Source organism: Micromonospora cremea, assembly GCF_900143515.1.
Lineage (GTDB): Bacteria > Actinomycetota > Actinomycetes > Mycobacteriales > Micromonosporaceae > Micromonospora > Micromonospora cremea.
Map to the genome: position 1 here is coordinate 4,120,074 of NZ_FSQT01000002.1, position 22,573 is coordinate 4,142,646.

Annotated in this window: 20 protein-coding genes and 1 pseudogene; 9 read left to right on the forward strand and 12 right to left on the reverse strand. The window is 71.2% G+C overall.

Annotation, left to right across the window (positions count from 1 at the left end; translation table 11 throughout):
* Window positions 1-56 precede the first annotated feature (56 nt).
* From BUS84_RS32860 to BUS84_RS32870, 3 genes are all read left to right on the forward strand, one after another.
* The gene (locus BUS84_RS32860) at window positions 57-752 is read left to right on the forward strand and encodes a response regulator transcription factor (protein WP_074318262.1); all 696 of its coding nucleotides are present in this window, start codon (window positions 57-59) and stop codon (window positions 750-752) included.
* Window positions 749-2,083 carry a sensor histidine kinase gene (locus BUS84_RS32865; RefSeq protein WP_074318263.1) on the forward strand — a complete coding sequence of 445 codons (1,335 nt, stop codon included), beginning with the start codon at window positions 749-751 and terminating at the stop codon, window positions 2,081-2,083. Before BUS84_RS32860 ends, BUS84_RS32865 begins: the two co-directional genes overlap by 4 nt.
* 71 nt (window positions 2,084-2,154) lie before the next feature.
* Window positions 2,155-2,715 carry a PepSY domain-containing protein gene (locus BUS84_RS32870; RefSeq protein ID WP_244298797.1) on the forward strand — a complete coding sequence of 187 codons (561 nt, stop codon included), beginning with the start codon at window positions 2,155-2,157 and terminating at the stop codon, window positions 2,713-2,715.
* A 62-nt stretch (window positions 2,716-2,777) separates the two neighbouring features.
* On the opposite strand, the pseudogene BUS84_RS32875 reads toward BUS84_RS32870, so the two are convergent.
* Window positions 2,778-4,674 (reverse strand): annotated as a pseudogene (locus BUS84_RS32875) (ABC transporter ATP-binding protein).
* A gap of 98 nt (window positions 4,675-4,772) precedes the next feature.
* On the opposite strand from BUS84_RS32875, the gene BUS84_RS32880 reads away from it, so the two are divergent.
* A complete protein-coding gene (locus BUS84_RS32880) occupies window positions 4,773-5,324 on the forward strand; it encodes a DUF5872 domain-containing protein (protein ID WP_074318264.1) in 552 nt (183 codons plus the stop codon).
* A 4-nt stretch (window positions 5,325-5,328) separates the two neighbouring features.
* On the opposite strand, the gene trxA is transcribed toward BUS84_RS32880, so the two are convergent.
* The 4 genes from trxA to BUS84_RS32900 form a co-directional block, all read right to left on the reverse strand.
* Window positions 5,329-5,676 carry a thioredoxin gene (gene trxA / locus BUS84_RS32885; RefSeq protein WP_074318265.1) on the reverse strand — a complete coding sequence of 116 codons (348 nt, stop codon included), beginning with the start codon at window positions 5,674-5,676 and terminating at the stop codon, window positions 5,329-5,331.
* A complete protein-coding gene (locus BUS84_RS32890) occupies window positions 5,646-6,038 on the reverse strand; it encodes a MerR family transcriptional regulator (protein WP_074318266.1) in 393 nt (130 codons plus the stop codon). Before BUS84_RS32890 ends, trxA begins: the two co-directional genes overlap by 31 nt.
* A 66-nt stretch (window positions 6,039-6,104) precedes the next feature.
* Window positions 6,105-7,307: a chitosanase gene (locus tag BUS84_RS32895; protein WP_074318267.1), complete on the reverse strand. Its 1,203-nt coding sequence runs from the start codon at window positions 7,305-7,307 to the stop codon at window positions 6,105-6,107.
* A gap of 201 nt (window positions 7,308-7,508) precedes the next feature.
* Window positions 7,509-7,838, reverse strand: coding sequence for a nuclear transport factor 2 family protein (locus BUS84_RS32900; protein WP_074318268.1), 330 nt, complete (start codon window positions 7,836-7,838; stop codon window positions 7,509-7,511).
* Between the two features lie 211 nt (window positions 7,839-8,049).
* On the opposite strand from BUS84_RS32900, the gene BUS84_RS32905 reads away from it, so the two are divergent.
* Entirely contained in the window at window positions 8,050-10,356 is a 2,307-nt protein-coding gene (locus tag BUS84_RS32905) for an LLM class flavin-dependent oxidoreductase (protein WP_074318269.1), read from the forward strand.
* A gap of 17 nt (window positions 10,357-10,373) precedes the next feature.
* On the opposite strand, the gene BUS84_RS32910 is transcribed toward BUS84_RS32905, so the two are convergent.
* Together BUS84_RS32910 and BUS84_RS32915 are read right to left on the reverse strand one after the other, a co-directional pair.
* Window positions 10,374-10,901 carry a MarR family winged helix-turn-helix transcriptional regulator gene (locus BUS84_RS32910; RefSeq protein WP_074318270.1) on the reverse strand — a complete coding sequence of 176 codons (528 nt, stop codon included), beginning with the start codon at window positions 10,899-10,901 and terminating at the stop codon, window positions 10,374-10,376.
* An 84-nt stretch (window positions 10,902-10,985) separates the two neighbouring features.
* Window positions 10,986-11,819 (reverse strand): PIG-L family deacetylase, encoded by an 834-nt coding sequence (locus BUS84_RS32915; protein WP_074318271.1) that lies wholly within the window; start codon window positions 11,817-11,819, stop codon window positions 10,986-10,988.
* Window positions 11,820-12,042: 223 nt separating this feature from the next.
* On the opposite strand from BUS84_RS32915, the gene BUS84_RS32920 reads away from it, so the two are divergent.
* Window positions 12,043-12,936: an alpha/beta fold hydrolase gene (locus BUS84_RS32920; RefSeq protein WP_074318272.1), complete on the forward strand. Its 894-nt coding sequence runs from the start codon at window positions 12,043-12,045 to the stop codon at window positions 12,934-12,936.
* 27 nt (window positions 12,937-12,963) lie between these two features.
* Here BUS84_RS32920 and prfH read toward each other — a convergent pair whose 3' ends face one another.
* The 4 genes from prfH to BUS84_RS32940 all read right to left on the reverse strand — a co-directional run bounded on the left by prfH (window position 12,964) and on the right by BUS84_RS32940 (window position 17,087).
* Window positions 12,964-13,617 carry a peptide chain release factor H gene (gene prfH / locus BUS84_RS32925; protein WP_074318273.1) on the reverse strand — a complete coding sequence of 218 codons (654 nt, stop codon included), beginning with the start codon at window positions 13,615-13,617 and terminating at the stop codon, window positions 12,964-12,966.
* A complete protein-coding gene (locus BUS84_RS32930; RefSeq protein ID WP_074318274.1) occupies window positions 13,614-14,801 on the reverse strand; it encodes an RNA ligase RtcB family protein in 1,188 nt (395 codons plus the stop codon). Before BUS84_RS32930 ends, prfH begins: the two co-directional genes overlap by 4 nt.
* A gap of 221 nt (window positions 14,802-15,022) precedes the next feature.
* The gene (locus tag BUS84_RS32935) at window positions 15,023-15,703 is read right to left on the reverse strand and encodes a class I SAM-dependent methyltransferase (protein WP_074318275.1); all 681 of its coding nucleotides are present in this window, start codon (window positions 15,701-15,703) and stop codon (window positions 15,023-15,025) included.
* Between the two features lie 118 nt (window positions 15,704-15,821).
* Window positions 15,822-17,087, reverse strand: a complete 1,266-nt coding sequence (locus BUS84_RS32940; RefSeq protein WP_208869780.1) for a helix-turn-helix domain-containing protein — start codon at window positions 17,085-17,087, stop codon at window positions 15,822-15,824.
* A 154-nt stretch (window positions 17,088-17,241) separates the two neighbouring features.
* On the opposite strand from BUS84_RS32940, the gene BUS84_RS32945 reads away from it, so the two are divergent.
* Window positions 17,242-17,688 carry a DUF6069 family protein gene (locus BUS84_RS32945; RefSeq protein WP_244298798.1) on the forward strand — a complete coding sequence of 149 codons (447 nt, stop codon included), beginning with the start codon at window positions 17,242-17,244 and terminating at the stop codon, window positions 17,686-17,688.
* Window positions 17,689-18,043: 355 nt separating this feature from the next.
* A complete protein-coding gene (locus BUS84_RS32950; protein WP_074318277.1) occupies window positions 18,044-18,790 on the forward strand; it encodes an SDR family oxidoreductase in 747 nt (248 codons plus the stop codon).
* An 11-nt stretch (window positions 18,791-18,801) separates the two neighbouring features.
* Here the strand turns inward: BUS84_RS32950 and BUS84_RS32955 are convergent, their stop codons facing one another.
* On the reverse strand, window positions 18,802-21,033 hold the full coding sequence (locus BUS84_RS32955) for a hypothetical protein (protein ID WP_244298799.1): 2,232 nt from the start codon (window positions 21,031-21,033) through the stop codon (window positions 18,802-18,804).
* A gap of 268 nt (window positions 21,034-21,301) precedes the next feature.
* On the opposite strand from BUS84_RS32955, the gene BUS84_RS32960 reads away from it, so the two are divergent.
* Window positions 21,302-22,513, forward strand: coding sequence for an FUSC family protein (locus BUS84_RS32960; protein WP_074318279.1), 1,212 nt, complete (start codon window positions 21,302-21,304; stop codon window positions 22,511-22,513).
* Window positions 22,514-22,573: the final 60 nt, after the last annotated feature.

The following is a 22,573-nucleotide window of genomic DNA, read 5'->3' on the forward strand; positions in this document are numbered from 1 at the left end:
CTAAGGCACGGTTAACGTGCGCCTCGCTTCCAGCCGCAGCGGCTAGCCTGCCAGCTGTGGCCCGCCTGCTGCTCATCGAGGACGACCTGACGATCCGTACGCCGCTGATCCGCGCGTTGCGGGAACGCGGCCACGCGGTGGCCGCCGCCTCGACCGCGATGGCCGGGCTCCGCGACGCGCTCGAGGACCGACCCGATCTCGTCGTGCTCGACCTGGGGCTGCCCGACCTGGACGGACGCGAGCTGCTGCGGATGCTGCGCGCGGTCAGCTCGGTGCCGGTCATCGTGGCCACCGCCCGCGACGACGAGGCCGAGATCGTTCGGGTCCTCGACGCGGGAGCCGACGACTACCTGGTCAAGCCGTTCACCGCGGCGCAGCTCGACGCCCGGGCCCGGGCGGTGCTGCGCCGGGGGCCTTCCGGCGCCGACGCGCAGGACTCGTCGCTCGTCGTCGGCGGGCTGCGGGTCGACCCCCGGGCCCGACAGGTCACCCTGGACGGGGTGGCGGTCGAGCTGACGCCCCGCGAGTTCGATCTGCTGCACCATCTCGCCGGCCGGCCCGGTCAGGTGGTCACCAAGCGCGAGCTGCTCACCGAGGTCTGGCAGATCCCGTACGGCGGTGCCGACAAGACCGTCGACGTGCACCTGTCCTGGTTGCGCCGCAAATTGGGTGAGAGCGCTCTGGAACCCCGCTACCTGCACACCGTGCGCGGTGTCGGGGTGCGGCTGGAGGCGCCGGGGGCGCAGCGGTGAGGGCGCGGCTCGCGCTGCTGGTCGCCGCGGTCAGCGTCCTCACCCTGATCGCGTTCCTCGTGCCACTCGCGTTGCTGGTCCGCACCGTCGCCGAGGACCGGGCCACGGTCCGGGCCACCGCCGACGCGCAGAGCCTGGTGCCGGTGGTCGGCACCGCCGACGCGACGACCATCCGGCTCACCGTCGAGCAACTCGCCGCGGAGTCCGGTCGACCGGTGAGCGTCTTCCTGCCGGACGGCACGGTGCTCGGCGCCCAGGCACCCCGTACGCCCGCGGTGGCCCTGGCGGCACGCGGGCAGAGCCTCACCGGGGAGTCGGCGGCCGGCCGGGAGGTGGTCATCGCGGTGCAGGGCGGCGCGGACGGCACCGGTGTGATCCGGATCGTGGTCCCCCGGGACGAGCTGACCGCCGGGGTGACCCGGGCCTGGCTGGTGCTGGCCCTGCTCGGAGTGGTGCTGGTGGTGATCGGGCTGGTGGTCGCGGACCGGCTGGCGCGCACCCTGGTCCGGCCGATCAGCGACCTCTCCGCGGTCTCCAACCGGCTGGCGAACGCCGAGCTGGACGCCCGGGTCGTGCCGGCCGGCCCGGCGGAGCTGCGGGAGGTGGCCGGCGCGCTCAACCACCTGGCCGGCCGGATCCAGGTGCTCCTGCTCCAAGAGCGGGAGCAGGTCGCCGACCTGTCACACCGGCTGCGTACGCCGTTGACGGCGCTGCGGCTGGAGGCGGAGTCGCTGCGCGACCCGGACGACGCAGCCCGGATCACCGCTGCCGCTGACGGGCTCGAACGGGCGGTCACCGGGCTGATCCGGCAGGCCCGCTGGCGCCGGTCACCGGCGACGGAAACGGCTGCCTCGGACGCCGCGACGATCGTCGGTGACCGGGTCGCGTTCTGGTCGGTGCTGGCCGAGGACACCGGCCGGACCGTCACCCTCGACCTGGCACCCGGCCCGCTTCCCGTCGGTGTGCCCGCCGACGACCTGGCGGCGGCCGTGGACGCCCTGCTGGGCAACGTTTTCGCGCACACCCCCGACGGCACGCCCTTCGCCGTCCGGCTCGCCCGGGACGAGGGCCAGGTGCTGCTCACCATCACCGACGAGGGCCCGGGGATGCCGGCCGGGGCGGTCCGGCGGGGTGCCAGCCCGGCCGGGTCGACCGGCCTCGGGCTGGACATCGCCCGGCGCGCCGCGCAGGCCGGCGGCGGTCGGCTGGAGCTGGTCGCCGGTCCGGGAGGCGGGGCACAGGTGCTGCTCCGGCTCGGGCCGCCGTCGCCGGAGCGACCGGCGGTGGACGGCGGGCCCAGGTCCGCCGGGAACGGCTTAACCCGGCCTTAGCGTCCGGACAGCGCGGCGCTATCCCAATTCAGCCGATCCTCGGAGTCGACAACCGAGGAAAGGTGGACATCATGATGAAGCGCAGCTCTCTGCTCCTGGCGTCGGTCGGCGGAGCGGCGGTGCTGGCCGTGGCCGGAGTCGCCGTCGGCGTCAGCGCCGCCGGCGACTCGCGGGCCACCGGCACGGCACTCGCCGCCGCCGTCGACCCGACGGCCACGGACGCGCCGGACGACAGCGCCACCAGCTCCGCGCCGGGGACCAGCGGCACGCCGTCGAGCGGCGCGCCCCCCAGCGGTACGCCGTCGAGTAGCAGCCCGTCGAGCGGCGGCCCCAGCGGAGCCGTCGACCAGCAGCGGGCCGGCGAGATCGCGCTCGCCAGGGCCGGCGGCGGTCAGATCGTCGAGGTCGAGGCCGAGCAGGAGCACGGCCGACCGGTCTGGAGCGTCGAGATCGTCGCGGGCGACACCGAGCACGAGGTCGACGTCGACCGGGACAACGGCACGGTGCTCAAGGCCGAGCAGGAGCCGGTCGACGACGACGACCGGGACGACGACGGCGACGACCGGGACGACGATGACGACGATGACGACGATGACGACGATGACGACGACAAGTCCGGCGACGACGACTGACGCCCAGTTTGCCGCCGCCCACCACGGGCTCACCGTGGCGGGCGGCGGTACGACGTCGTTCCTCAGACGGCCGCGACGCGCTCCTCCTGGACCACCGGCTCGTCCTGGTCGAACTGGGTGCGGTACAGATCCTGGTACCGGCCACCGGCGGCGAGCAGCTCGCTGTGTCGCCCGCGTTCGACGACGCGTCCGTCCTCGATGACGAGGATCTGGTCGGCCGCCCGGATGGTGGACAGCCGGTGCGCGATGACCACACTGGTCCGGCCGGTCAGGGCCTCGGCGAGGGCGTCCTGTACGGCGGCTTCCGACGTGGAGTCCAGATGCGCCGTGGCCTCGTCGAGGATGACCACACGGGGACGGGCCAGCAGTAGCCGCGCGATGGTGAGGCGTTGCCGTTCCCCGCCCGACAGGCGGTACCCCCGTTCACCGACGACGGTGTCGAGCCCATCGGGAAGTGAGCGGATCAGGGTGTCGAGCCGGGCCCGTCGCAGTACGTCCCACATCTCCTCCTCGGTCGCATCCGGCCGGGCGAACACCAGGTTGGCGCGGATGCTCTCGTGGAACAGGTGCCCGTCCTGGGTCACCACGCCGAGCGCCGTTCGGATCGACTCGGCCGACAGGTCGCGTACGTCGACGTCGGCGAGCTTCACCGCGCCACCCTCGACGTCGTACAGGCGCGGCACGAGTTGGGCGATCGTCGACTTGCCCGCCCCGGACGAGCCGACGAGGGCGACCATCTGCCCCCGCTTCGGCGCGGAACGACACGCCGTGCAGCACCTCCTCGCCGCCGCGCGTATCGAGCTTCGTCACGTCCTCAAGGGACGCGAGCGACACCTTGTCGGCCGACGGGTAGCCGAACCGTACCGCGTCGAACTCCACCGCGACCGGTCCGTCAGGGAGCGGCCGGGCATCGGCCTTGTCGAGGATCAGTGGCTTGAGGTCGAGGATCTCGAACACCCGCTCGAAGCTCACGAGCGCGCTCATCACCTCGACCCGGGCGCTGGCCAGCGACGTCAACGGCGCGTACAGGCGCGACAGCAGCAGCGCGAGCGCGACCACGGTGCCGGCGTCGAGGCTGCCCCGCAGGGCGTAGAGACCGCCCAACCCGTAGACCAGGGCCAGCGCCAGCGAGCCGACAACGGTGAGCGCGGTGATGAAGACCCACTGGAGCATGGCGGTGCGAATGCCGATGTCACGCACACGGCGCGCCCGCGCCGCGAACTCGGCCGACTCCTCGGCCGGACGTCCGTAGAGCTTGACCAGTGTCGCGCCGGGTGCCGAGAAGCGCTCGGTCATCCGGGTGCTCATGGCCGCGTTGTGCTCGGCCGCTTCCCGCTGCAACCGGGCGAGCCGCGACCCCATCCGCCGGGCCGGGAGGACGAAGATGGGCAGCAGTACGAGCGCCAGCAGGGTGATCTGCCACGAGAAGCTGAGCATCACCGCCAGGGTCAGGACCAGTGTGACGGCGTTGCCGACCACACCCGACAAGGTGTCGCTGAATGCCCGCTGCGCGCCGATCACATCGTTGTTCAAACGGCTGACCAGCGCACCGGTACGGGTCCGGGTGAAGAACGCCACCGGCATGCGCTGGACGTGGTCGAAGACGGCCGTCCGCAACTGGACGATCAGTCCCTCACCGATGCTGGCGGACAGGAACCGCGTCACCAGACCCAGGCCGGCTTCGGCCAGCGCGATCACGGCGATCAGCACCGCCAACCGGATCACGACACCGCTGTCGGCGCCGTCGACGATCGCGTCCACCACCCGACCGGCGAGGACCGGTGCCGCCACCGTGAGGACCGCCGTCACCACGCTCAACAGCAGGAACCTGATGATCAGGGCACGGTGCGGCCGCGCGAACCGCGCGATGCGCTTCAGGGTCGCCCGGGACAGTGGTCGTTCGTCCTGCGCGTTCATCGCGTGGTGCAGGGACGTCCACGCGGTAACTTCCATGCTCATGCCGTACCTCCGCGAAGCAGGCTAGAACCTCGTGTGAGGTTGAGGTCAAGCCGCCGCGCGGAAGGCATAGGCGGTGCGGTCCCGGGTAGCTGCGATCCATGGCGCGGTACACGAAGCCCGAACTCAGAGAGCAGATCAAGGAAGAGATCAAGGCTTCCGACAAGGGCGGCAGACCGGGGCAGTGGTCGGCACGGAAGTCACAACTGGTCACTCAGGAGTACAAGCGGCGCGGCGGGGGATTCCTGGGCCCCAAGGACGAGCGGCAGAAGTCCCTGCAACGGTGGGGCGCGGAGGACTGGCAGACCAAAGAGGGTGACACCCGGGCCCGGCACGGCGACACAACCAGTCGCTACCTGCCGAAGAAGGCCTGGGAGGAGCTGTCGGAGGAAGAGAAGCGCGCCACCGACACCAAGAAGCGGAGGGCGTCGCGAACCGGCAGGCAGTTCGTGGCCAACACGAGGCCGGCCAGTCGAGCCCGCCGGGACGCCACGACGGCCGGACGGATGTCGGAGATGTCGGTCGCCGAAGCGGCCAAGCTGGTCCGGGGCCTCGACACGCGCCAGCTCAGGGCCGCCCTGCGGAGCGAGCGCGGCGGAAAGGCCCGCAAGACGCTCATCCAGCGACTCGAGGCGGAGCTCAGCCGCCGCTGACCCGTTACAGGTCGGCCTGTGTGGTCAGGATCTGCCGGAGGTGGGTCTTGGGCCTGGAGCCCACGGTCGAGCCGACGACCTCGCCCCGGCGGAACACCAGCAGCGTCGGCAGAGACATGACGCCGTAGCGCCGGGTGGCCGCCGGGTTCTCGTCGGAGTTGAGCTTGGCCACGACCGTCCGGTCGCCGAACTCGCCGGCCAGCTCGGCGAGGCTCTTCTCGATCGCCTTGCAGGGCGGGCACCACTCCGCCCAGAAGTCGACCACCACGGGCCGGTCGCTGGCCAGCACCAAATCGGCGAACGTGTCGTCGGTGACGGTGACTAGCGAGCCAACTGCCGTTTCCTGGGGCATGTTTCCTCCCGGTGCGCGATGGCGTGGGTGAGCTGGGCGTGGAGTTGCTGGCGAACGGCGCCGAGCCGGTCGATGTAGGCGTCGACCTCGGCGAGCTTGCGTCGCAGCACCAGCACCGAGTCCGGGCAGACATCGCCGGACGTGTTGCCCGCCCGGAGGCAGGCGACGAACGGGCGGACGTCATCGAGGCCGAAGCCGACGTCGAGCAGTGCCCGGATCTCCCGTACGACCCGGAGCTCCGCCTCCTCGTAGACGCGGTAGCCGTTGGCCGAGCGTTGGGCGCGGACCAGCCCGTGCGCCTCGTAGTAGCGCAGGGCACGCGTGCTCGTGCCGGCCCGCTCAGCCAACTCACCGATCAGCATCCGACCCCCTCCGCCAGCCCGTCGCGACCACGCTAAACCTTGTCGCCGGCGTCAAGGCAAGGGCGCCTAGCCGATGCGGAACTGCTCCCCGTAGACGGCGAACACCAGCGGCGTGTTCAGGTCGACGTTGCCGTTGTTGAGGAACACCCGCTGGGCCGTGTCGACGCGGGACGTGTCCGAGTGGGCCGCCTCCTTCTTCATCTCGATGACCCGCTCGTCGAGGAAGGCGTTGAGCCAGGTCCGCTCGTCGCCGCCCTGCGCCGGGGGCTTCGCCCGGGCGAGGGCACGGTTGCGGATCGCCCGGATGCCCTCGTACCCGTGCATCACCGCCGCGTCGTAGTACGCGAACTGGCCGAGCGCCCGGACCTGGTCGGTCTTGCCGTCGCGTACCGAAGGGTTGAAGTACACCCGGTCCCGCTCGGCCTCCTGCGCGGCCCGGAAGACCGGGTCGGTGGCCGCGGCCCGCCAGTCGCGGGGGAAGCTGGGGTCGAGACCGGCGTGCGAGTCGGTGCCGTTGACGGCACGCAGCGCCGGTAGGTACGACGCCAGCACGTTGCCTGGCTTGGTGCGCGTGTACGCCTCGACAAGTTCGAGCATGTCGCCGGTGCCGGAACAGAACCCGATGATGCCGGCGGTGTAGCCCCGCCCGTCGCCGATGTCCTCGATGTAGGAGAACTGCGCGCGCCAGTCGAGCGAGGAGTTCTCCGCCGCCGACACGAGCTGCATGGCGACGTCCTTCTTCGCCGGGTCGTCGAGGTTGCGCACCGTCGGGGTGGTGGGGGGCGGGGTCCCACCGCCGGGCAGGGTCCACCGCTGGTTGGTGCCGCCCGAGCAGCTCCAAATCTGCAACCGGGTGCCGTTGGCCGTGCTTCGGTCCGTGACGTCGAGGCACTTGCCCGAGCCGCCGTTGACCAGTGCGCCGTTGCTGGCCGTCCACTTCTGAGCGCCGGTGCTGTTGCAGTCGTACAGCTGCACCTTGGCACCGTCAGCGGTCGACGCGGCGGTGACGTCCAGGCACTTGCCGAGTGCCCGGATCGAGCCGTCGGCGTTGCCGACCGTCCACGTCTGGGCCGCGCTGCCGTTGCAGTCGTAGAGCTGGACGGGCGTGCCGTTGGCCGGGCTGGCCCCGGCCACGTCGACGCACTTGCCGCCGAGGCCGGTGATCGGGCCGGCGGCCGCCGCGCTGGCCGACGGCAGGCCGTACCCGAGGGCCGCGGTGCCAACCAGCAGCGCGCCCACGACGTACGCGGCTGACCTCTTGCGAAGCATGGTGCTCCTCGGGGAAGGGGCGGCGTGCCGCCTGCGGGTCGGTGGCCCCCGTGCGGCGGATCGACCCCGAGGGCGCCGCGAGCATCAGGAAACTCTCTTAACAAATAGCAGCGCGTCGATGTGCTGTCAATCGGTGGTGGTCCACCGCAGGAGTGGCGGGTCGCGGTCGGTCGGCGCGGCTTCGGGCGCCCGGGCGGGCCGTCAGCTGATCCGCAGGCTCGCGATGAGGTTGTCGCGCAGGTGGAAGGTCATCGGGCCGGTGCCGTTGTAGCCGTTGCCGGTCACCGTGAGGGTGACGACGTAGCTGTCGGGATCGGAGCCGGGCTCGATCGCGACGACCTCGAAGTGCGATTGCTTGCCGATGTTGTCGGTGCGGTCCCAGTCGCGTACGCCGTCGCGGCCCCGATACTCGCGGCCCCAGTCGTTGAGGTAGGCGTCGTCGGTGAAGGCGGCGGCGAAGGCCTCCGAGTCGCCAGTGTTGGTCGCGTCGATGAAGGCGCGGATGGCGGCTGGGGTGTCCGTGGTGGTCATGAGTCGATCTTTCGTCGGTTGAGAAAAGCCTGGTGGCGAGCGTAGAACAACCGCTCCTGCTACGCGGGCGCGACGCGCCGCAGATCGTCTGTTCGCCAACTCATGTTGCAGCCAACACATTGGTCCGGATCCGGAATGTGCGGGCGGGCAAATAAGTTGTGGATCAACAGAAAGTTGGCGACCAACGAGAAGCAGATTGGTGGGTACGGCAATGCCCGATTACGGACATGACCTCCTGTTCGGGACGTTCCTTGCGCCAAGCGTGCACGACCCGGACCGGGTTGTGGCGTTGGCTGAGCTGACCGAGGCGACGGGGCTGGACCTCGCCACCTTTCAGGACCATCCCTACAACGCCGAGTACCTCGACACCTGGACTCTGCTGAGCTGGGTGGCCGCCCGTACCGAGCGGCTACGGATCTCGGGGAACGTCCTGAGCCTGCCGCTGCGCCCGCCGGCCGTCCTGGCCCGGGCCGCGGCGAGCCTGGACCGGCTGTCGCACGGCCGGTTCGAACTCGGCCTTGGCGCCGGCGCCTTCTGGGACGGGGTCGAGGGGATGGGCGCGCGTCGGCTGACCGCCGGGCAGGGCGTCGACGCGCTGCGCGAGGCGATGGACGTCCTGCGCGGCGTCTGGGACGACAGCGCCGCCGGGCCGCTCCAGCGCGAGGGAAAGTACTACCCGATTCCGGGCATGCGGCGCGGCCCGGCACCGGAACACGACATCAAAATCTGGCTCGGCGCCTACCAGCCTCGGATGCTGGCGTTGACCGGTCAGAAGGCCGACGGATGGTTGCCGACGCAGGAGTACCTCCGGTCGCCGGACCGGGCCACCGCCAACCGACTCATCGACGAGGCGGCGGTGGCGGCCGGACGCGACCCGCGACAGATCCGCCGGCTGCTCAACGTGTTCACGGTCGACGTGTCGTCGCGTAGTCGCGGCTTCCTCCAGGGGCCGGCCGAGCAGTGGGTCGACCAGCTCCTCCCGCTGGTCCTCGACGAGGGGTTCAGCACCTTCCTCATCGGCCGCGACGATCCACGCCTCATCCAGGTCTTCGGGCAGGAGATCGCCCCCGCGCTGCGGGAGGCCGTTGCCAAGGCGCGCTCGGGAAGCGCGACCACGACCGGCCGGGTCCGGTCGAGCGTCGCCCTGGCCAAGCGCCAGCCCGGCGTCGACTACGACGCCCTGCCCGCGTCGCTGGCCACCAGGGCCGTCGAGCCCGGCGACCCGGAGTACGAGCGGGTGCGCCACAGCCACAGCTGGCAGGGCTCACCGGCCCTGGTGATCCGCCCCCGGGACGCCGCCGAGGTGATCGACGCCGTGACCTACGCGCGGACGCAGCAGCTTCCGCTCGCCGTACGCAGCGGTGGGCACGGCATCAGCGGCCGGTCGACGAACGACGGTGGGGTCGTCATCGACATGTCCACGATGGACAAGGTCGAGGTGCTCGACCGGTCCACCCGCCGGATCCGCCTCGAGCCGGGAGCCCGCTGGGGACACGTCGCCCAGGCGCTCGCCCCGTACGGGCTGGCGATGAGCTCGGGGGACTACGGCGACGTGGGCGTCGGTGGCCTCGCCACCGCCGCCGGCGTCGGATACCTGGTGCGCAAGTACGGCCTGACCATCGACCACATCGTCGCCGCCGAGATCGTCACCGCGGACGGCAGCCTGCTGCGGGTGGACGCACATCATCACCCCGACCTGTTCTGGGCTATCCGCGGTGCGGGCGGCAACTTCGGGGTCGTCACCGCCCTCGAACTGGAGGCGTACGAGGTCGACAAGGTCGTGTTCGCCCGGCTCGTGGTCGACGCGAGCGACACCGCCGACCTGCTAGGTCGTTGGGGGCGGCTCGTCGAGGACGCGCCGCGGGAGTTGACCAGCTTCCTCTCGCTGTTCCCCGCACGCCGAGGCGACCCACCGATGGCCCAGGTCACCCTGGTGTACGCCGGAGACGACATCGAAGCGGCGCAGTCCGCCCTGAGCCCGTTCCTGGAGATCGGGCCCATCCTCGATCAGCAGGCCCAGCTCGCGCCGTATCCGGCGCTCGTCGCGCCGCCCGGCAACCAGCATCGGGGCCAGGGACTGTCGGACAGCCACAGCGGCCTGCTGCACCACATCACGCCGCAGGCCGCGGAGGTCATGGCGACGATGATCCGCTCCGGTGACGTGATGGTCATGCAGTTCCGTTCCGTCGGGGGAGCGGTCAACGACATCGCCGGCGAAGCCACCGCGTACGCGCACCGGGATCAGAACTTCTCCGTGCTCGCCGCCACCGTCCCGGACCGCAGGCTCCGGCTCGACAAGCTCTGGGCCGATCTGTACGAGCACCTCGACGGCATGTACCTCAGCTTCGAATCCGACACCAGCCCGGAGCGGCTCCTGGACGCCTTCCCCGAGCCCACCCTCAGTCGGCTGCGCGCCGTCAAGGCGGCGTACGACCCGGACAACGTCTTCAACCGCAACTTCCCCATCCCGCCGGCGCTTGCCGAGCAGGCCGGAGAGGGGACCGACGATGGCGCCTGAGATCGGTCGGGTCCGCGTCAGCGCGGGGGCTGATCCGTCGGGCTGATGACGCTGCTCACCGCGGCGCAGGGGTCGGTGCCGGGTGCGGCGGCCTGGATCGCCTCGGCGGCGCGGTCGGCGAAGTCGCGGAAGGTGGCACGCTGCTCCTCGGGCAGCCCGGCCAGCACGTGGTCCTCGGCGTGCGCGACCCGCTTCTCGGCGTCGGCGAGTGCCAGCCTCCCGCGCTCGGTGGCCACGATCCTGCGGGCACGGCGGTCGCGCGGGTCCAGTTGTCGCTCGATGAGGCCGGCGTTCTCCAGGTCGTCGATCACGTACGTCAGGACACTGCGGTCGATCACGAGCCGGGAGGCCAGGGCCGCCTGTGTCGGCACCTCTTCGTGGACGACCACGGCCAGGATGTGGTAGCCGCGGCTGCCGTGGGGCAGGTCCTTCAGCGCCTCCTCGACGTACTCGTGCCAGCGACGCAGCACCATGCCCAGAGACCACCCGAAGTTCGAACCGCGCTGGCGGTCAGCTGGCAGCTCGCACGGGTCGATGTCGGACATGTACCCAGCCTAGCAGCGGTGTGTTGATCGCTCTATCTGTTGTTCCGACAACCATTTGCTGGGCATGCTTCAGGCGGCAACGGGTCAGCGCAGTCCGGCGAAGAGGTCGTCCTCGGGTACCGGTGCGCCGGTCGTGTCACGGACCCGGACGTAGGTCTCCATGCCCATCAGCTCGGTGAACCGCTCCCTGCCCAGTTGCAGGAAGAAGATGGTCTCGCTCTGACTGGCATGCGCGGCCAACGCGTCGAACTTCTGCTCGCCGTAGCTCCTGGTGTCCACCCAGGTGGTGATCTCGTCGTCGGGCAGGCCGAGCTCCGGCTCCGGTGCGCCCGACGACGCGTCCGGCTCGGCCCACTCGACGCCGAGCTCCTGCATGACCCGGCCGAACTCCGCGAAAGCCGTACGAGGCACCGTGGTCCAGTACACCTTCGCGGGGACGTCCGTCTTCGCGACAGCGGCCATGGTGATGCGGTGGGCCTGGATGTGGTCCGGGTGGCCGTAGAAGCCGTTCTCGTCGTAGGTGACGACGACGTCCGGCCGGTACTGGCGGATCAACTCCGCCAGCCGGTCCGCGGCCTCGTCGACCGGCGTGGTCCAGAACGCGCCGGGCAGGTCGTTCGTCGCCCAGCCCATCATCCCGGAATCGGCATAGCCGAGCGTCTCCAGGTGGGTCACCTTCAACGCCGCGCAGCTGACCTCCAACTCGGCCTGGCGCAGCGCCACGACCGCAGCCGGGTCGTGCGCCGGGTCGCCGGGCTTGACGCCGCCGGGGCCGTCGCCACATCGCCCGTCGGTGCAGGTCACGAGCACGGTCGTGATCCCCTCCGCCGCGTAGCGCGCAAGGACACCACCGGTGCTCGTCGCCTCGTCGTCGGGGTGCGCGTGCACCGCCATCAAGGTCAGAGATCGCTCAGCCATGCCATCACCCTACGAGGGTCGCCGCGACCGCCTGCGCCTGCACACGTAAGTCGGGCTTTCCGTGGATACGTGCGGCGGCGCATCCTACCCACTCAGTCGTCGGCCACCCCGACCTTGCGGAACCCGCCATCGTGGCCGTCGCGCGGCCCTACGATTCGTGCTTGTCCGGCACCCCCGAAGCGTAGTTCTACATCGATGAGACGCGATGGAAGGGGCCAGTGCGATGGCTGTGTTGGACGACGTGCGACAGATCGACGCCGGTGTCCTGAACATCGGATACGTCGATGCCGGTCCGGCGGACGGCGCCGCCGTGATTCTCCTGCACGGCTGGCCGTACGACATCCACAGCTTCGTCGACGTCGTGCCCCTGCTGACTGACGCCGGCTGCCGGGTCATCGTGCCGTACGTCCGCGGCTACGGCACGACCCGATTCCAGTCCGATGAGTCCATCCGCAACGGCCAGCCGTCGGCCATGGCCGTCGACGTGGTCGAGCTGATGGGCGCCCTCGACATCGATACCGCGAAGCTGGCCGGGTTCGACTGGGGTGCGCGTACGGCCGACATCGTGGCCGCGCTGTGGCCCGAGCGCTGTCGCGGTCTGGTGTCGGTGAGCGGCTACCTGATCGACAGCCAGGAGTCGGGGAGACATCCGTTGCCCCCGAAGGCCGAAATCGCCTGGTGGTACCAGTTCTACTTCGCCACCGACCGCGGCCGGGAAGGGTACGACAAGAACCGGTACGACTTCGCCAGGCTGATCTGGCGCACGGCCTCCCCGCAGTGGGCGTTCGACGACGCGACGTTCGGCCGCAGCGCGGCCGCGTTGGACAACCCCGATCACGTCGACATCGTGATCCACAACTACCGGTGGCGGCTCGGCCTCGCCGCGGGCGAGCCACAGTACGCCGAGTTGGAGGCGCGACTGGCGGAGAAGCCGAAGATCAGGGTGCCCGCCATCACCCTCGAAGGCGATGCCAATGGCGCGCCGCACCTGGAGCCGAGCGTCTACGGCAAGCAGTTCGCCGGGCGGTACGAACACCGGACCATCGGCGGGGGTGTCGGGCACAACCTGCCGCAGGAGGCCCCTCGGGCGTTCGCCGACGCGGTGTTGCAGGTCTGAACTCGTCGCTGGTGCGAACGGACCTCGTCATCGTTGCCGCGAGCGCTGTCCGGGGGTGTCGTGTCCCGATGGCTCCGGGCCTTCGACGCGGGTGGGGTTGCCGCGTACGAGCTCGTCGTGGACGCGCCAGCGGGCGGTGGTGACGGCGCGACGGGCCGCCTCGTCGCCGCGCTCGATGCGCTGCCGCAGCAGGCGCAGGGCGATGCGCCGGTTGAGGCTGAACTGCCGCTCGTCGTCCACCACGACCACGATGCCCGAGGGGCGGTGCGTCGCCCGTACCGCCGTGCTCGCCTTGTTTCGGTGCTGCCCTCCGGGCCCGCCGGTACGGCAGGCGAGGATGTCGACATCCGCCTCCGCGAACGCCGTGGGCGGGGTGTCGAGCTGGGGCTGTTGCGCGATCACGTACCAGTTCTTTCGGCCGGCGCTCGCCCGGTAGGGACTGGGCGCCTGCCAGCACAGGGTTCCGGTCCACGAGGAGGTGAACGCCTCGGCTGCGGCTCCGGAGACCTGGATCAGGACCGATCGGTAGGTGCCCGGCCGGTCGCCGGGTACGGCCCGGACCCTCCGGACCGTCAGGCCCTGCCGGGTGGCCTCGCCCTCCAAGCGGCGCAGCAGGTGGGCCAGCGCCCAGGCACACTCCTGCGGGCCACGCCCGGCCGACAACAACAGGTGGACGCTCACACCCGGCCTCGCTTGCGGCGCTGGTCACGGCGGTCCGGTCGGTGCGTCGGCCCCAGATCCGGCGTCTTGTACGTGACCAGGGGAGTGGTGGTGGCCACCGGCGTGGCCAGGTGGTGGTCGACGAGGTCCGCGATCACCTGTTCGATGCGCTTGTACGCCGTGGGCGCCTCCTCGAAGAGCAGCTGACGATCGCCGCACACCACCAGCGACCCCACCGCAGTGCGGCGCAGCTCGTCGACGGTGTGCTTGGCCCGGCCCCGGCGCAGGGCGTCGGCGCGCGACATCTTGCGGCCCGCGCCGTGCGCGACGGAGTGGTTGGCGTCCGGCCCGGCGTGGGCGGCCACGAGGTAGGACGAGGTGCCCCGGGTACCGGCGATGAGCACGTCGCGGCCGTCGCCCGGTGCCGCCCCCTTGCGGTGCAGGTAGACCCCGTCGTGAACCTCGACCAGATTGTGGCACTGATCGACGAACGGTTCGCTGGGCTCGGCCCCCAGGGCGTACGCGACCCGGGCGGCCATCAACCGTCGGTTGAGCGATCCCCAGCGCACCGCGTCGTCATGCATCGCCAGGTAGGCGGCCGGATCGGAGACGGGGCCCGCGCCATGGACCTCGGTGTGCGCTCGCAGGATCCGCTCGCCCAGGCCCCGCGAACCACTGTGGACGATGAGCACGAGGTCGCCGGCGTCGAGCCCGAGGCGGGCCGCGTGACCGGAGTCGCAGACGGTGTCGACGCGCGCGAGTTCGACGAAGTGGTTGCCCCGGCCGACCGTTCCGAGGCCCTCCAGGTGGCCGGCCGGAATCTCGCAGTGCACGACGGCCCAGGCGGGGTCGTTGGCGTCCCGCTCGGGATCCAGCGCACGGTCGAGGTCGGGGAACCGCGCGGCGAGCCGCTCGGGTACGACGCGCTTGAGCCGGATGGGGAACACGGCGATGCCGCACCCGATGTCGGAGCCCACCAGGAACGGATACAACACGGTCGACGCCATGGCAGCGCCGATGGGTGCACCCTTGCCCGGGTGCAGGTCCGGCATGGCGGCAACGTGGATCATGCCGTCGAGGGCGGCCACCTGCTGGCACTGGTCGAGGGCATCGGACTCGATCCAGCTCGCGGGGGAGGCGAACACCGAGACGGTCGCCGGGGTGGACGGGGGCAGGGACTCCCGACGGGAGTGGGGCTGGGACAAGGACGCTCACTTCTCACGAAAACGCAGGGACGGACGGCAGCACGGCACCGGGGTGGCGTCGCCGGTGGCGCGGAGCGGGTTTGAAATCCGTCAGTACGTCATGGACACCACTCTGGCGGCGTCCGCCGCGCCCAGCAAGCGAGTTTCGTTCGTCGCGTATGCAGCCGGAGATGGATCACCGAACGGCGGCAGCGGGGACAGCCGACCGGAGGCCGTTCCCTCTACTGGGCGGGCGGCGTCGGCCTGATCGCGCGTCCCACCACGCAGGGCGAGGACGGGCTGTTGCTGCCGGCCGGGAACCGGAACCGGTGCAGCTCCTCGATGACGAACCCGGCGGCACTGATGGCGGCGGTGGTGTCGCGGCCGGTGTGGCAGCCGGCGAACAGCTTCGGCCACAGCGTCGCGTCGAACAGCCGTTGGGCCCGACGCAGACCGCCATTGCCCTCGACGGCGACGTGCTCGAAGAACCGCAGCTGACCGCCGGGGCGAAGCACCCGGTCGATCTCGGCGAGTGCGGCCGCCTGATCGGGGACGGTGCACAGCACCAACGCGACCACGGCCGCGTCGAACTCGCCATCCCCCGCCGGTAGTGCCTCGGCCAGACCGTCGACGACCGTCACGGGCACCGGCGCCGTCTGCGCGGCCCGGATGGCTGCGGCGCGCAGACGTCGTTCCGGCTCGACCGCGACGACCTCGGTGACCGCGGGTGGGTAGTGGGGGAACATGCGGCCATTGCCGGCGCCGATCTCGATCACCCGGCCGGACAGGCCGGCGACGAGACTCCGCCGGTACTCGGCGGTGCCGGCGCGGTCCATCGCCACGCTGAGCCGCTCATAGACCCGGGCGAAGACCGGGTGGGACACCGTGGCCACGTCGACCTCCAGATGCGATGGCGTCCCCATCGTGCATGACGTACACAACCAATGTGTTGGCAGACTGGCGCCGCCACAGCCGTTGCCAGCGTTCTCGTGCCTCCGGACTGCGCGCTGGTGTAGATACCGCACTGTGACAGTGGACTGGTTAGAAGCCTCTTCGGTTTGCGCTACGGGTCCGATCAAGTCCTACGCGCGGGGCCGGCCGCGGTGTGTCCTGGGCGAGGGATTCGGCGAGGAGCCGCCAGATTTCAGCGGCAAGTGCCATGTTGCCGTTGTTCTGGGCCTGCTCGGCGAGGCCGCGCAGGCCGGTGACCGCTTCGTCGCGTGCGCCGTCCAGTAGGAGGAGCCGGTTGCGTAGCACGTCGAGTTGGATGCGGTCCTGGTAGGGCAGGAGCGGGTCGAGGCTGTCGAGCTGGTCGAGCAGCGTGCGGGCCTCGGTGGGGTGTCCGGTGTGCATGGCGAGGTGCGCGCGCAGGAACAGCAGCTCTTGTTCGATGGTGGGTGTTCCGGTCAGGGGGAGGCTGGCCTGGACTTCCTCGACGCGGCGGTGGGCGGCTTCGGTGTCCGGCGGGGTGGTCTGGAGGTTGAGCCTGGCCGCGCTGATTCGCAGGCGCGTCCACAGGGTGGGGTTGTCGCGTCCGTCGAACCCTCGCACGGCCTCGCCGAGTAGCTCGGCCGCGGCGGCGGGCTCGCCCTGGCGGAGCCGGATGTTGGCCGCGGTCCAGAGTGCCTCGGCCCACAGCGGGTCTGACCGGCCCTCGACGAGGCTGAGCAGTTCGTCGGTGTGCCGGCTGGCCTCGGGCAGCCGGTCTGCCTCGGCCAGCACTGACACCACGGCCAGCAGGACGTTCGCCATGACATAGGGGGCCAACGCGTTGTCCTTGGCCAGCTGGTGGGCCGTCAGCGCGGTGTCGACGGCTGCTGGAACCTCGCCGGTGGACCGCAGGCAGCGGGCCAGCTCGGCCAGTGCCCTGGCCCGCAGCTCGGGCAGTCCGAGTTGGTCGCTGAGGGTGGTCAGCTCGTCGAGGCAGGCCCGCTGCTCGGCGTACTCCTTGCGTTGCCGCCGCCAGTCGGCGACCTGCCACAACGCCTGCCAGCGCAGCAGGGGGTCCTCGCCCCCGGCGGTGGCCAGCGCGCCGGACAGCAGCTCGCCCGTCTCGTCCGCGCCGAGGCCGGTGGCGATGGTGAGGCTGCGCGCCAGTGATGAGGCGGTGGACTCCACCAGCTCCTCGGTGCTGACACCGAGCTGGCTGGCCAGGTGCGCCAGCGCGCGTTCGGTGGGCTGGCGGGCCCCGGACTCCAGCCGGGACAGGTAGCCGGTCGACATGCCGTCACCGGCGAGCGCGCCCTGGGTCAGGCCCCGCTCGATCCGCAGTTGCCTGAGCCGGCGGCCGAAGGCTGGTTGTTCCACCACACCCGGATCCTAGCCAGCTTGCCTCAGTCTTGGCAACTAGCCTTACTCCGAGACGCTTCGTTGGCAAATCCTTTTGGCAAACTCTTGCCAAGAAGTTGGCAGTAGTCGTAACGTTGCCGGCGTTCGAAACCCCGAGTCGCAGGAGAGCACGATGCAGAAGATCATTTGCATGACGAACGACATGCAGTGGACCGACAGGACCAGGACAACCGCACGGCGTGCCGGCCGCGTGATCACCGTCGCCGGGGGAGCGGCCGGCGCTCTCCTGCTGTGGGCCGTCAACGACCCCTGGGCAGGCATCGACCTCGCCGTCCGCCAGGGCGACGCCACCCAGCACATCGGGCCGGCCGCCGTGGTGGTGGCCGCGCTGATCGCCGGCCTGGCCGCCTGGGGCCTGCTCGCGCTGCTGGAGCGTACCGTCGGCCGCGCCCCCGCCCGGACGTTCCGGATCATCGCGCTGATCGTGCTGGTGCTCTCGCTGGCCGGCCCGCTGGGCAGCGGCATCGGCATCAGCAGCCGGCTGGTCCTGCTCGCCATGCACCTGACCGTCGGCGCGGCGCTCATCATCGGGCTGCCCGGCTGGCAGACCCGCCGATAAGGATGGACAACGTGCCGATCGGATACGTGCGGGCACTCGCGGGATCCAAGTAGGTCGGCACCCGGTGCGCGCCAAACGCGCCTTGACACACCGGACGGGCGCTGGTGCGGGGAGAAGAGCGGGGTGGGGTGCGGCGAGTTACCTGGGCAGGCCGCCGCCCGCACCCCATCCCCACCGGGCAGCGACCCGCCCGACGACTGGCGGTGGCGCGTGCGGCCGGTTTCGGCCGCCTTGGAGACGTACAGAATCATGGGGCGTGATGTCTGCACGCAAGGTATCCGCAGGTACGTAGCCTGGTGTCGTCGTGACCCCGTCCGGGGGGTGATGCGTCAGCTGACAGCAGGAAGGCTCGTTCATGAAGATCGTCGTTATCGGCGGTAGCGGCCTCATCGGCTCCAAGCTCGTGGGCAAACTCGGCGCGCAGGGTCACGAGGCCGTTCCGGCGTCGCCCAAGACCGGCGTGAACACGCTGACCGGCGAAGGGGTGGGTGAGGTGCTCGACGGCGCCGATGTGCTCGTCGACGTGTCGAACTCGCCCTCGTTCGAGGACGCCGCCGTGCTGGATTTCTTCCAGACGTCCACCCGGACCCTCCTCGGCGCCGCGACGGAAGCCGGGGTGGGGCACTACGTGGCCCTCTCCATCGTGGGCTCGGACCGGCTTCCGGAGAGCGGGTACATGCGGGCCAAGGTCGCCCAGGAGAAGCTCATCGCCGCGTCCGGGCTGCCCTACTCGCTGGTGCACGCCACGCAGTTCTTCGAGTTCGTCCAGGGCATCATCGACACCGCCACGGACGGCGACACCGTCCGCCTCGCGCCGGTGCTCATCCAGCCGATGGCGGCCGACGACGTCGCGTCCGCGGTGGCCGAGGTCGCGGTCGGCGCACCGACGAACGGTACGGTCGAGATCGCCGGGCCGGAGCAGTTCCGCCTCGACGAGCTGGGCCGATCCACTCTCGCGGCCCGTTCCGACTCCCGTTCGGTGATGACCGATCCCGGCGCCCGGTACTTCGGCGCCACCCTGGGCGAGCGCTCCCTCGTCCCCGCCGATGGCGCCCGCGTCGCCGGTACGCGCCTGGACGACTGGCGCGCGCAGGCAGCCTAGCGGGAACTCCACTACCTCGCCGTGGCGGGCGGGTCCACCGGCTCGCCGAGGCGGCGCACCAGCTCACGCGCCGCAGCGGCGAACGACTCGTCGGATTCGTCCGGGCAGTGTCCCTGGATTGGTGGCGGGACGCTGTCGCTGGGCGGCGTCACCACATCGCTGGGATCTCGCAGCCGGCGGTCCACCGTGGCCGGCGGGCCGTCGACGGTGGCCCGCTCCCCGGGCCGGTGAGCGGAGAAGAGCCAGCCGCCGATGGAGTCGGTGTCGCGCCACAGGTTCACCCACCGCCAGCCGACCCGGCTCCCGATCTCGCGCAGCGCCGCGTCGTCGATGTAGGCGGGAAAGAGCCGCCCGTAGAGCCGGCGCAGCGGCGACCCGTGGGTGAGCAGGGCAACCCGGCTGCCGACCTCCGGTGACAGCTGGAGCACCGTCGCGGCGAGCAGGACCGAGCCGTGGCTGTGTCCCGTGAGCAGCACCGCGTTGCCCCGGGAGACCAGATACGTGATCCGTCGGGCCAGCTCGGGCACGGCCCGTTCCGAATAGCAGGGCGGCGCGAACGGGTGGGCGGCCCGGGGCCAGAAGGTGCCGAGGTCCCAGAGGACGCCGACGTGGCGCCGGAACGGGAGGCTCCGGTAGGCGAACATTCCGCCGATGATCAGACCGAGGATGATCGCCGCGATCAGCCAGCTGCCGAACGCGATGCCGAAGGTGACCACGTCGGCCGGCACCCTGGCGTACCGCTCGATGACGTCGCTCGGGAACAGCTCCAGCAGGCCGATCGCGGTGGTGGCCGTGCCGAGTCCGGCGAGGCAGCCGTAGACCACGGCCAACGGCACCAGCTTCTCGGTGAACCGGGCCCGGGCAATCGCCTGACGCACCTGCCCGAGCCGGGGTCCGGTCTGCGCGGGCGGGTCGGGGTAGTCGCGCGCGACGATCGCCGCCGCGACCCGGTACCGGCCGGGGCGGGAGATCAGGATCATCAGGCCCGCGACGATCAGCGTGATCAGCACCGCGCGGAAGTAGCCGTAGATCGCCCAGGTGTACGCCCGGGGCGCGCCGGTGGCGATACCCTCTCCGGTCGGCAGGTCGCGATCCAGGAAGTCCGCCACCCGGTAGACCACCTCGGCGGAGTACGCCACCCCCAGGCTGACCGCGGTGGCCACGATCACCAAGGCTCCCAGCCCGAACAGCGGGCTGACGTCCCGCCGCCGGTCCCGGCGCCAGAGCAGCACCACCCCCAGGGCGGCCAGCAGCGCCGTCTGGGTGACGAAGAGCCAGGTCAGGGTTGCGTCGTAGCCTGGCAGGGTGCCTCCCTCGTGCCATGGCGCGGGGTTGGTCAGCAGGTGGGTCACGACCACGATGGTCAGGATGATGGCGGTCGTCCGCAGCGTGCGGGTGACCCCGTCGAGCCGCCGGTCGGCGGCGGCCCGGTCGATGATCGGGGGCGCGCAGAGCAGCGCCACGCAGGCGACCAGGACCACCCCGGTGACCACGGCCAGCGTGACCGTGATGGCCGACGCGCCGGTTGCGGCTCGGGCAGCGAGCAGAGTGAGGTCGAGTGTCGCGAACGCCGCCGCCACGTGGATGGAGCGCAGTCGACCCACCAGCGGTTCGGCGTCCCACTGCCCGACCGCGGCGAGCGGATGACCGGAGACCGCCTTGTCGGGTGCGTGAAAAGCCTCGAACGTCTTCCCCGGGCGGTTGCTGACGCGCCAGATCAGGCCGATGACGGCGGCCGGGACCAGGGCGAGCACAGCCAGCCGCAGTCCGACCGGATGCCCTCCCAACCAGGACAACCAGCTACGTCCGGCCAGGCAGCGGGGCGAGGCCATGCACTTCCAGGCGATCAGGTCCAGGGCGACGCCGGCGATGGCGAGCACGTAGAGCACGGTGAGCGTGAGCGCCAGCACCCGGCACAGGGATCTGACCATCGCCTCGGAGCCGGGGTTGGCCGGGCGCATCCAGATGGCCACGTTGGCCAGCAGGAACGGCAGCAGGAACACCAGCGCCAGCGTGCGGGCCACGGTCCCGGAGGGCAGGTCACCCCAGCGGTACGCCTCCAGCGTGACCCCTCGCGCGCCGCCGGTGTCCGAGCAGTGCGGGCGGGGCCGGTAGAAGCCCCCACTGCGGTCGCCCGCCACCTGCGCGATCTGCCGCCGGTCCAGGACCTCAGCGACACTCGCGCCGGACACCCCGTGCACCCGCAGCTCCACGACGCCGCCGGTCATCTCCGGCCGGCTCAACCGCGCTGATCCATCCGACATCGCCCCCCGACGCGCTCGGCAGCCCTGGCCGCGCGATCTCGCGCAGGACGGCCATCCCCATGACAGACCGGCGTCTACCCCACCCAGACCGACCCAACCGTGGCAACAGCGGACGTGCTGCCGCTCACCGACGACCTATCTGAGGCGAGCGGCCTCTACACGGGGCGGCGCGGGCCGTCCGGTTTCCCGCCGGTCCTGCGGCGTCGGCGGTCAGGATTGATCCGGTGATGGTGGGGTAGGTGCCGCCATGGTCGACGCCGATCGGCATGAAGGTGATGGGAGTGCGCCGACCCGCGCCGACGACACCGACCACCCCGGCCTGGCGGCGGCCGCTGCCAGGCTTCGCGACCGTGCGGTGGTCGCTCTGCGGGACCGGCTGCGTCGGGTACGCGCCATCGGCGGCCTCGCTGTGCAGGCGGGCCTGGCCGCAGCGCTGTCCTGGCTGGTGGTCAAGGAGGTGCTGCACATCTCGCAGCCGGTGTTCGCGCCGATCTCCGCGGTGTCGACCCTCGCCGCATCGGTTGGCCAACGCCTGCGCCGTACCGTCGAGCTGATCATCGGCGTCACGGTCGGGGTGCTGATCGGCGACCTGCTGCTTCAGGTGACCGGCACCGGCTGGTGGCAACTCGCCCTGATCGTCGTGCTGGCGATCGTCGTCGCGTTGTTTCTCGCCGGGAGCGCGGCGGTGGTGATCCAGGCCGGGGCGACAGCGGTGCTCATCGCCACGCTCAGTCCGTCCGTGCGTGACCTGGAGATCCCACGGTTCGTGGACGCCCTCGTCGGGGGAGCGGTGGCGCTTCTGGTCACCGCCGTACTGCTGCCGCTGAATCCGCTGCGGGTGCTCAATCGGGCCGCGCGGCCGGCGTTGGATCTCCTGAGTGCCCAGCTCGATGCCACCGCTGGCGCGTTGGCCAGGCATGATCCCGCTCCGGCACGTGCCGCCATGGCCGAGCTGCGGCAGAACAAGGACGAGCTGAAGGCACTCGTCGAGGCGACCCAGGGCGCACGGGAGGCCAGCACCCTGTCGCCGGTGCACTGGCACGAACGGCACGGGCCGGTGGGCCGGTACGCGCAGGCGGCGGAGCCGATCGACCGGGCGATGCGCAACAGCGGGACGTTGATCCGCCGGTCGGTGAGCCTGATCGAGGACGGCGAGCCGATACCGGAGCCGATGCCCAGGGCGGTCACCGACCTGGCCGAGGCGGTCCGGCTGCTGAAGCGGCAGTTCGCTGCCGGCGACGAACCCAAGCGGGCGCGGGAGCAGGCGTTGCGGGCGGTCTGCGCGGCCGGCGACGCCTACCGGGAGGGGGTCGGCTTCTCCGGCGCGGTCGTCGTCGCGCAGGTCCGCACGACCGTCAGTGACCTGCTGGTGGCCACCGGACTGACCCAGGAGCTCGCGAACCGCGTGGTCCGACGCGCCTTCGGTGAGCTGAGGCCGCCCGCTGGTGCTCGTGGCTGAGCAGGGGTTGCCCAGCCGGATGGCGCAGCATCTCCGACCGATGGCATCACTGTGAGCCGA

Excerpts from the sequence above, each read along its gene's own strand:
- BUS84_RS32870 (WP_244298797.1), top strand. The coding sequence starts at position 2,155 with ATGATGAAGCGCAGCTCTCTGCTCCTGGCGTCGGTCGGCGGAGCGGCG.
- BUS84_RS32880 (WP_074318264.1), top strand. The coding sequence starts at position 4,773 with ATGGCGCGGTACACGAAGCCCGAACTCAGAGAGCAGATCAAGGAAGAG.
- trxA (WP_074318265.1), bottom strand. The coding sequence starts at position 5,676 with ATGCCCCAGGAAACGGCAGTTGGCTCGCTAGTCACCGTCACCGACGAC.
- BUS84_RS32890 (WP_074318266.1), bottom strand. The coding sequence starts at position 6,038 with ATGCTGATCGGTGAGTTGGCTGAGCGGGCCGGCACGAGCACGCGTGCC.
- BUS84_RS32895 (WP_074318267.1), bottom strand. The coding sequence starts at position 7,307 with ATGCTTCGCAAGAGGTCAGCCGCGTACGTCGTGGGCGCGCTGCTGGTT.
- BUS84_RS32900 (WP_074318268.1), bottom strand. The coding sequence starts at position 7,838 with ATGACCACCACGGACACCCCAGCCGCCATCCGCGCCTTCATCGACGCG.
- BUS84_RS32905 (WP_074318269.1), top strand. The coding sequence starts at position 8,050 with ATGCCCGATTACGGACATGACCTCCTGTTCGGGACGTTCCTTGCGCCA.
- BUS84_RS32910 (WP_074318270.1), bottom strand. The coding sequence starts at position 10,901 with ATGTCCGACATCGACCCGTGCGAGCTGCCAGCTGACCGCCAGCGCGGT.
- BUS84_RS32915 (WP_074318271.1), bottom strand. The coding sequence starts at position 11,819 with ATGGCTGAGCGATCTCTGACCTTGATGGCGGTGCACGCGCACCCCGAC.
- BUS84_RS32920 (WP_074318272.1), top strand. The coding sequence starts at position 12,043 with ATGGCTGTGTTGGACGACGTGCGACAGATCGACGCCGGTGTCCTGAAC.
- BUS84_RS32935 (WP_074318275.1), bottom strand. The coding sequence starts at position 15,703 with ATGGGGACGCCATCGCATCTGGAGGTCGACGTGGCCACGGTGTCCCAC.
- BUS84_RS32945 (WP_244298798.1), top strand. The coding sequence starts at position 17,242 with ATGCAGAAGATCATTTGCATGACGAACGACATGCAGTGGACCGACAGG.
- BUS84_RS32950 (WP_074318277.1), top strand. The coding sequence starts at position 18,044 with ATGAAGATCGTCGTTATCGGCGGTAGCGGCCTCATCGGCTCCAAGCTC.
- BUS84_RS32960 (WP_074318279.1), top strand. The coding sequence starts at position 21,302 with ATGGTCGACGCCGATCGGCATGAAGGTGATGGGAGTGCGCCGACCCGC.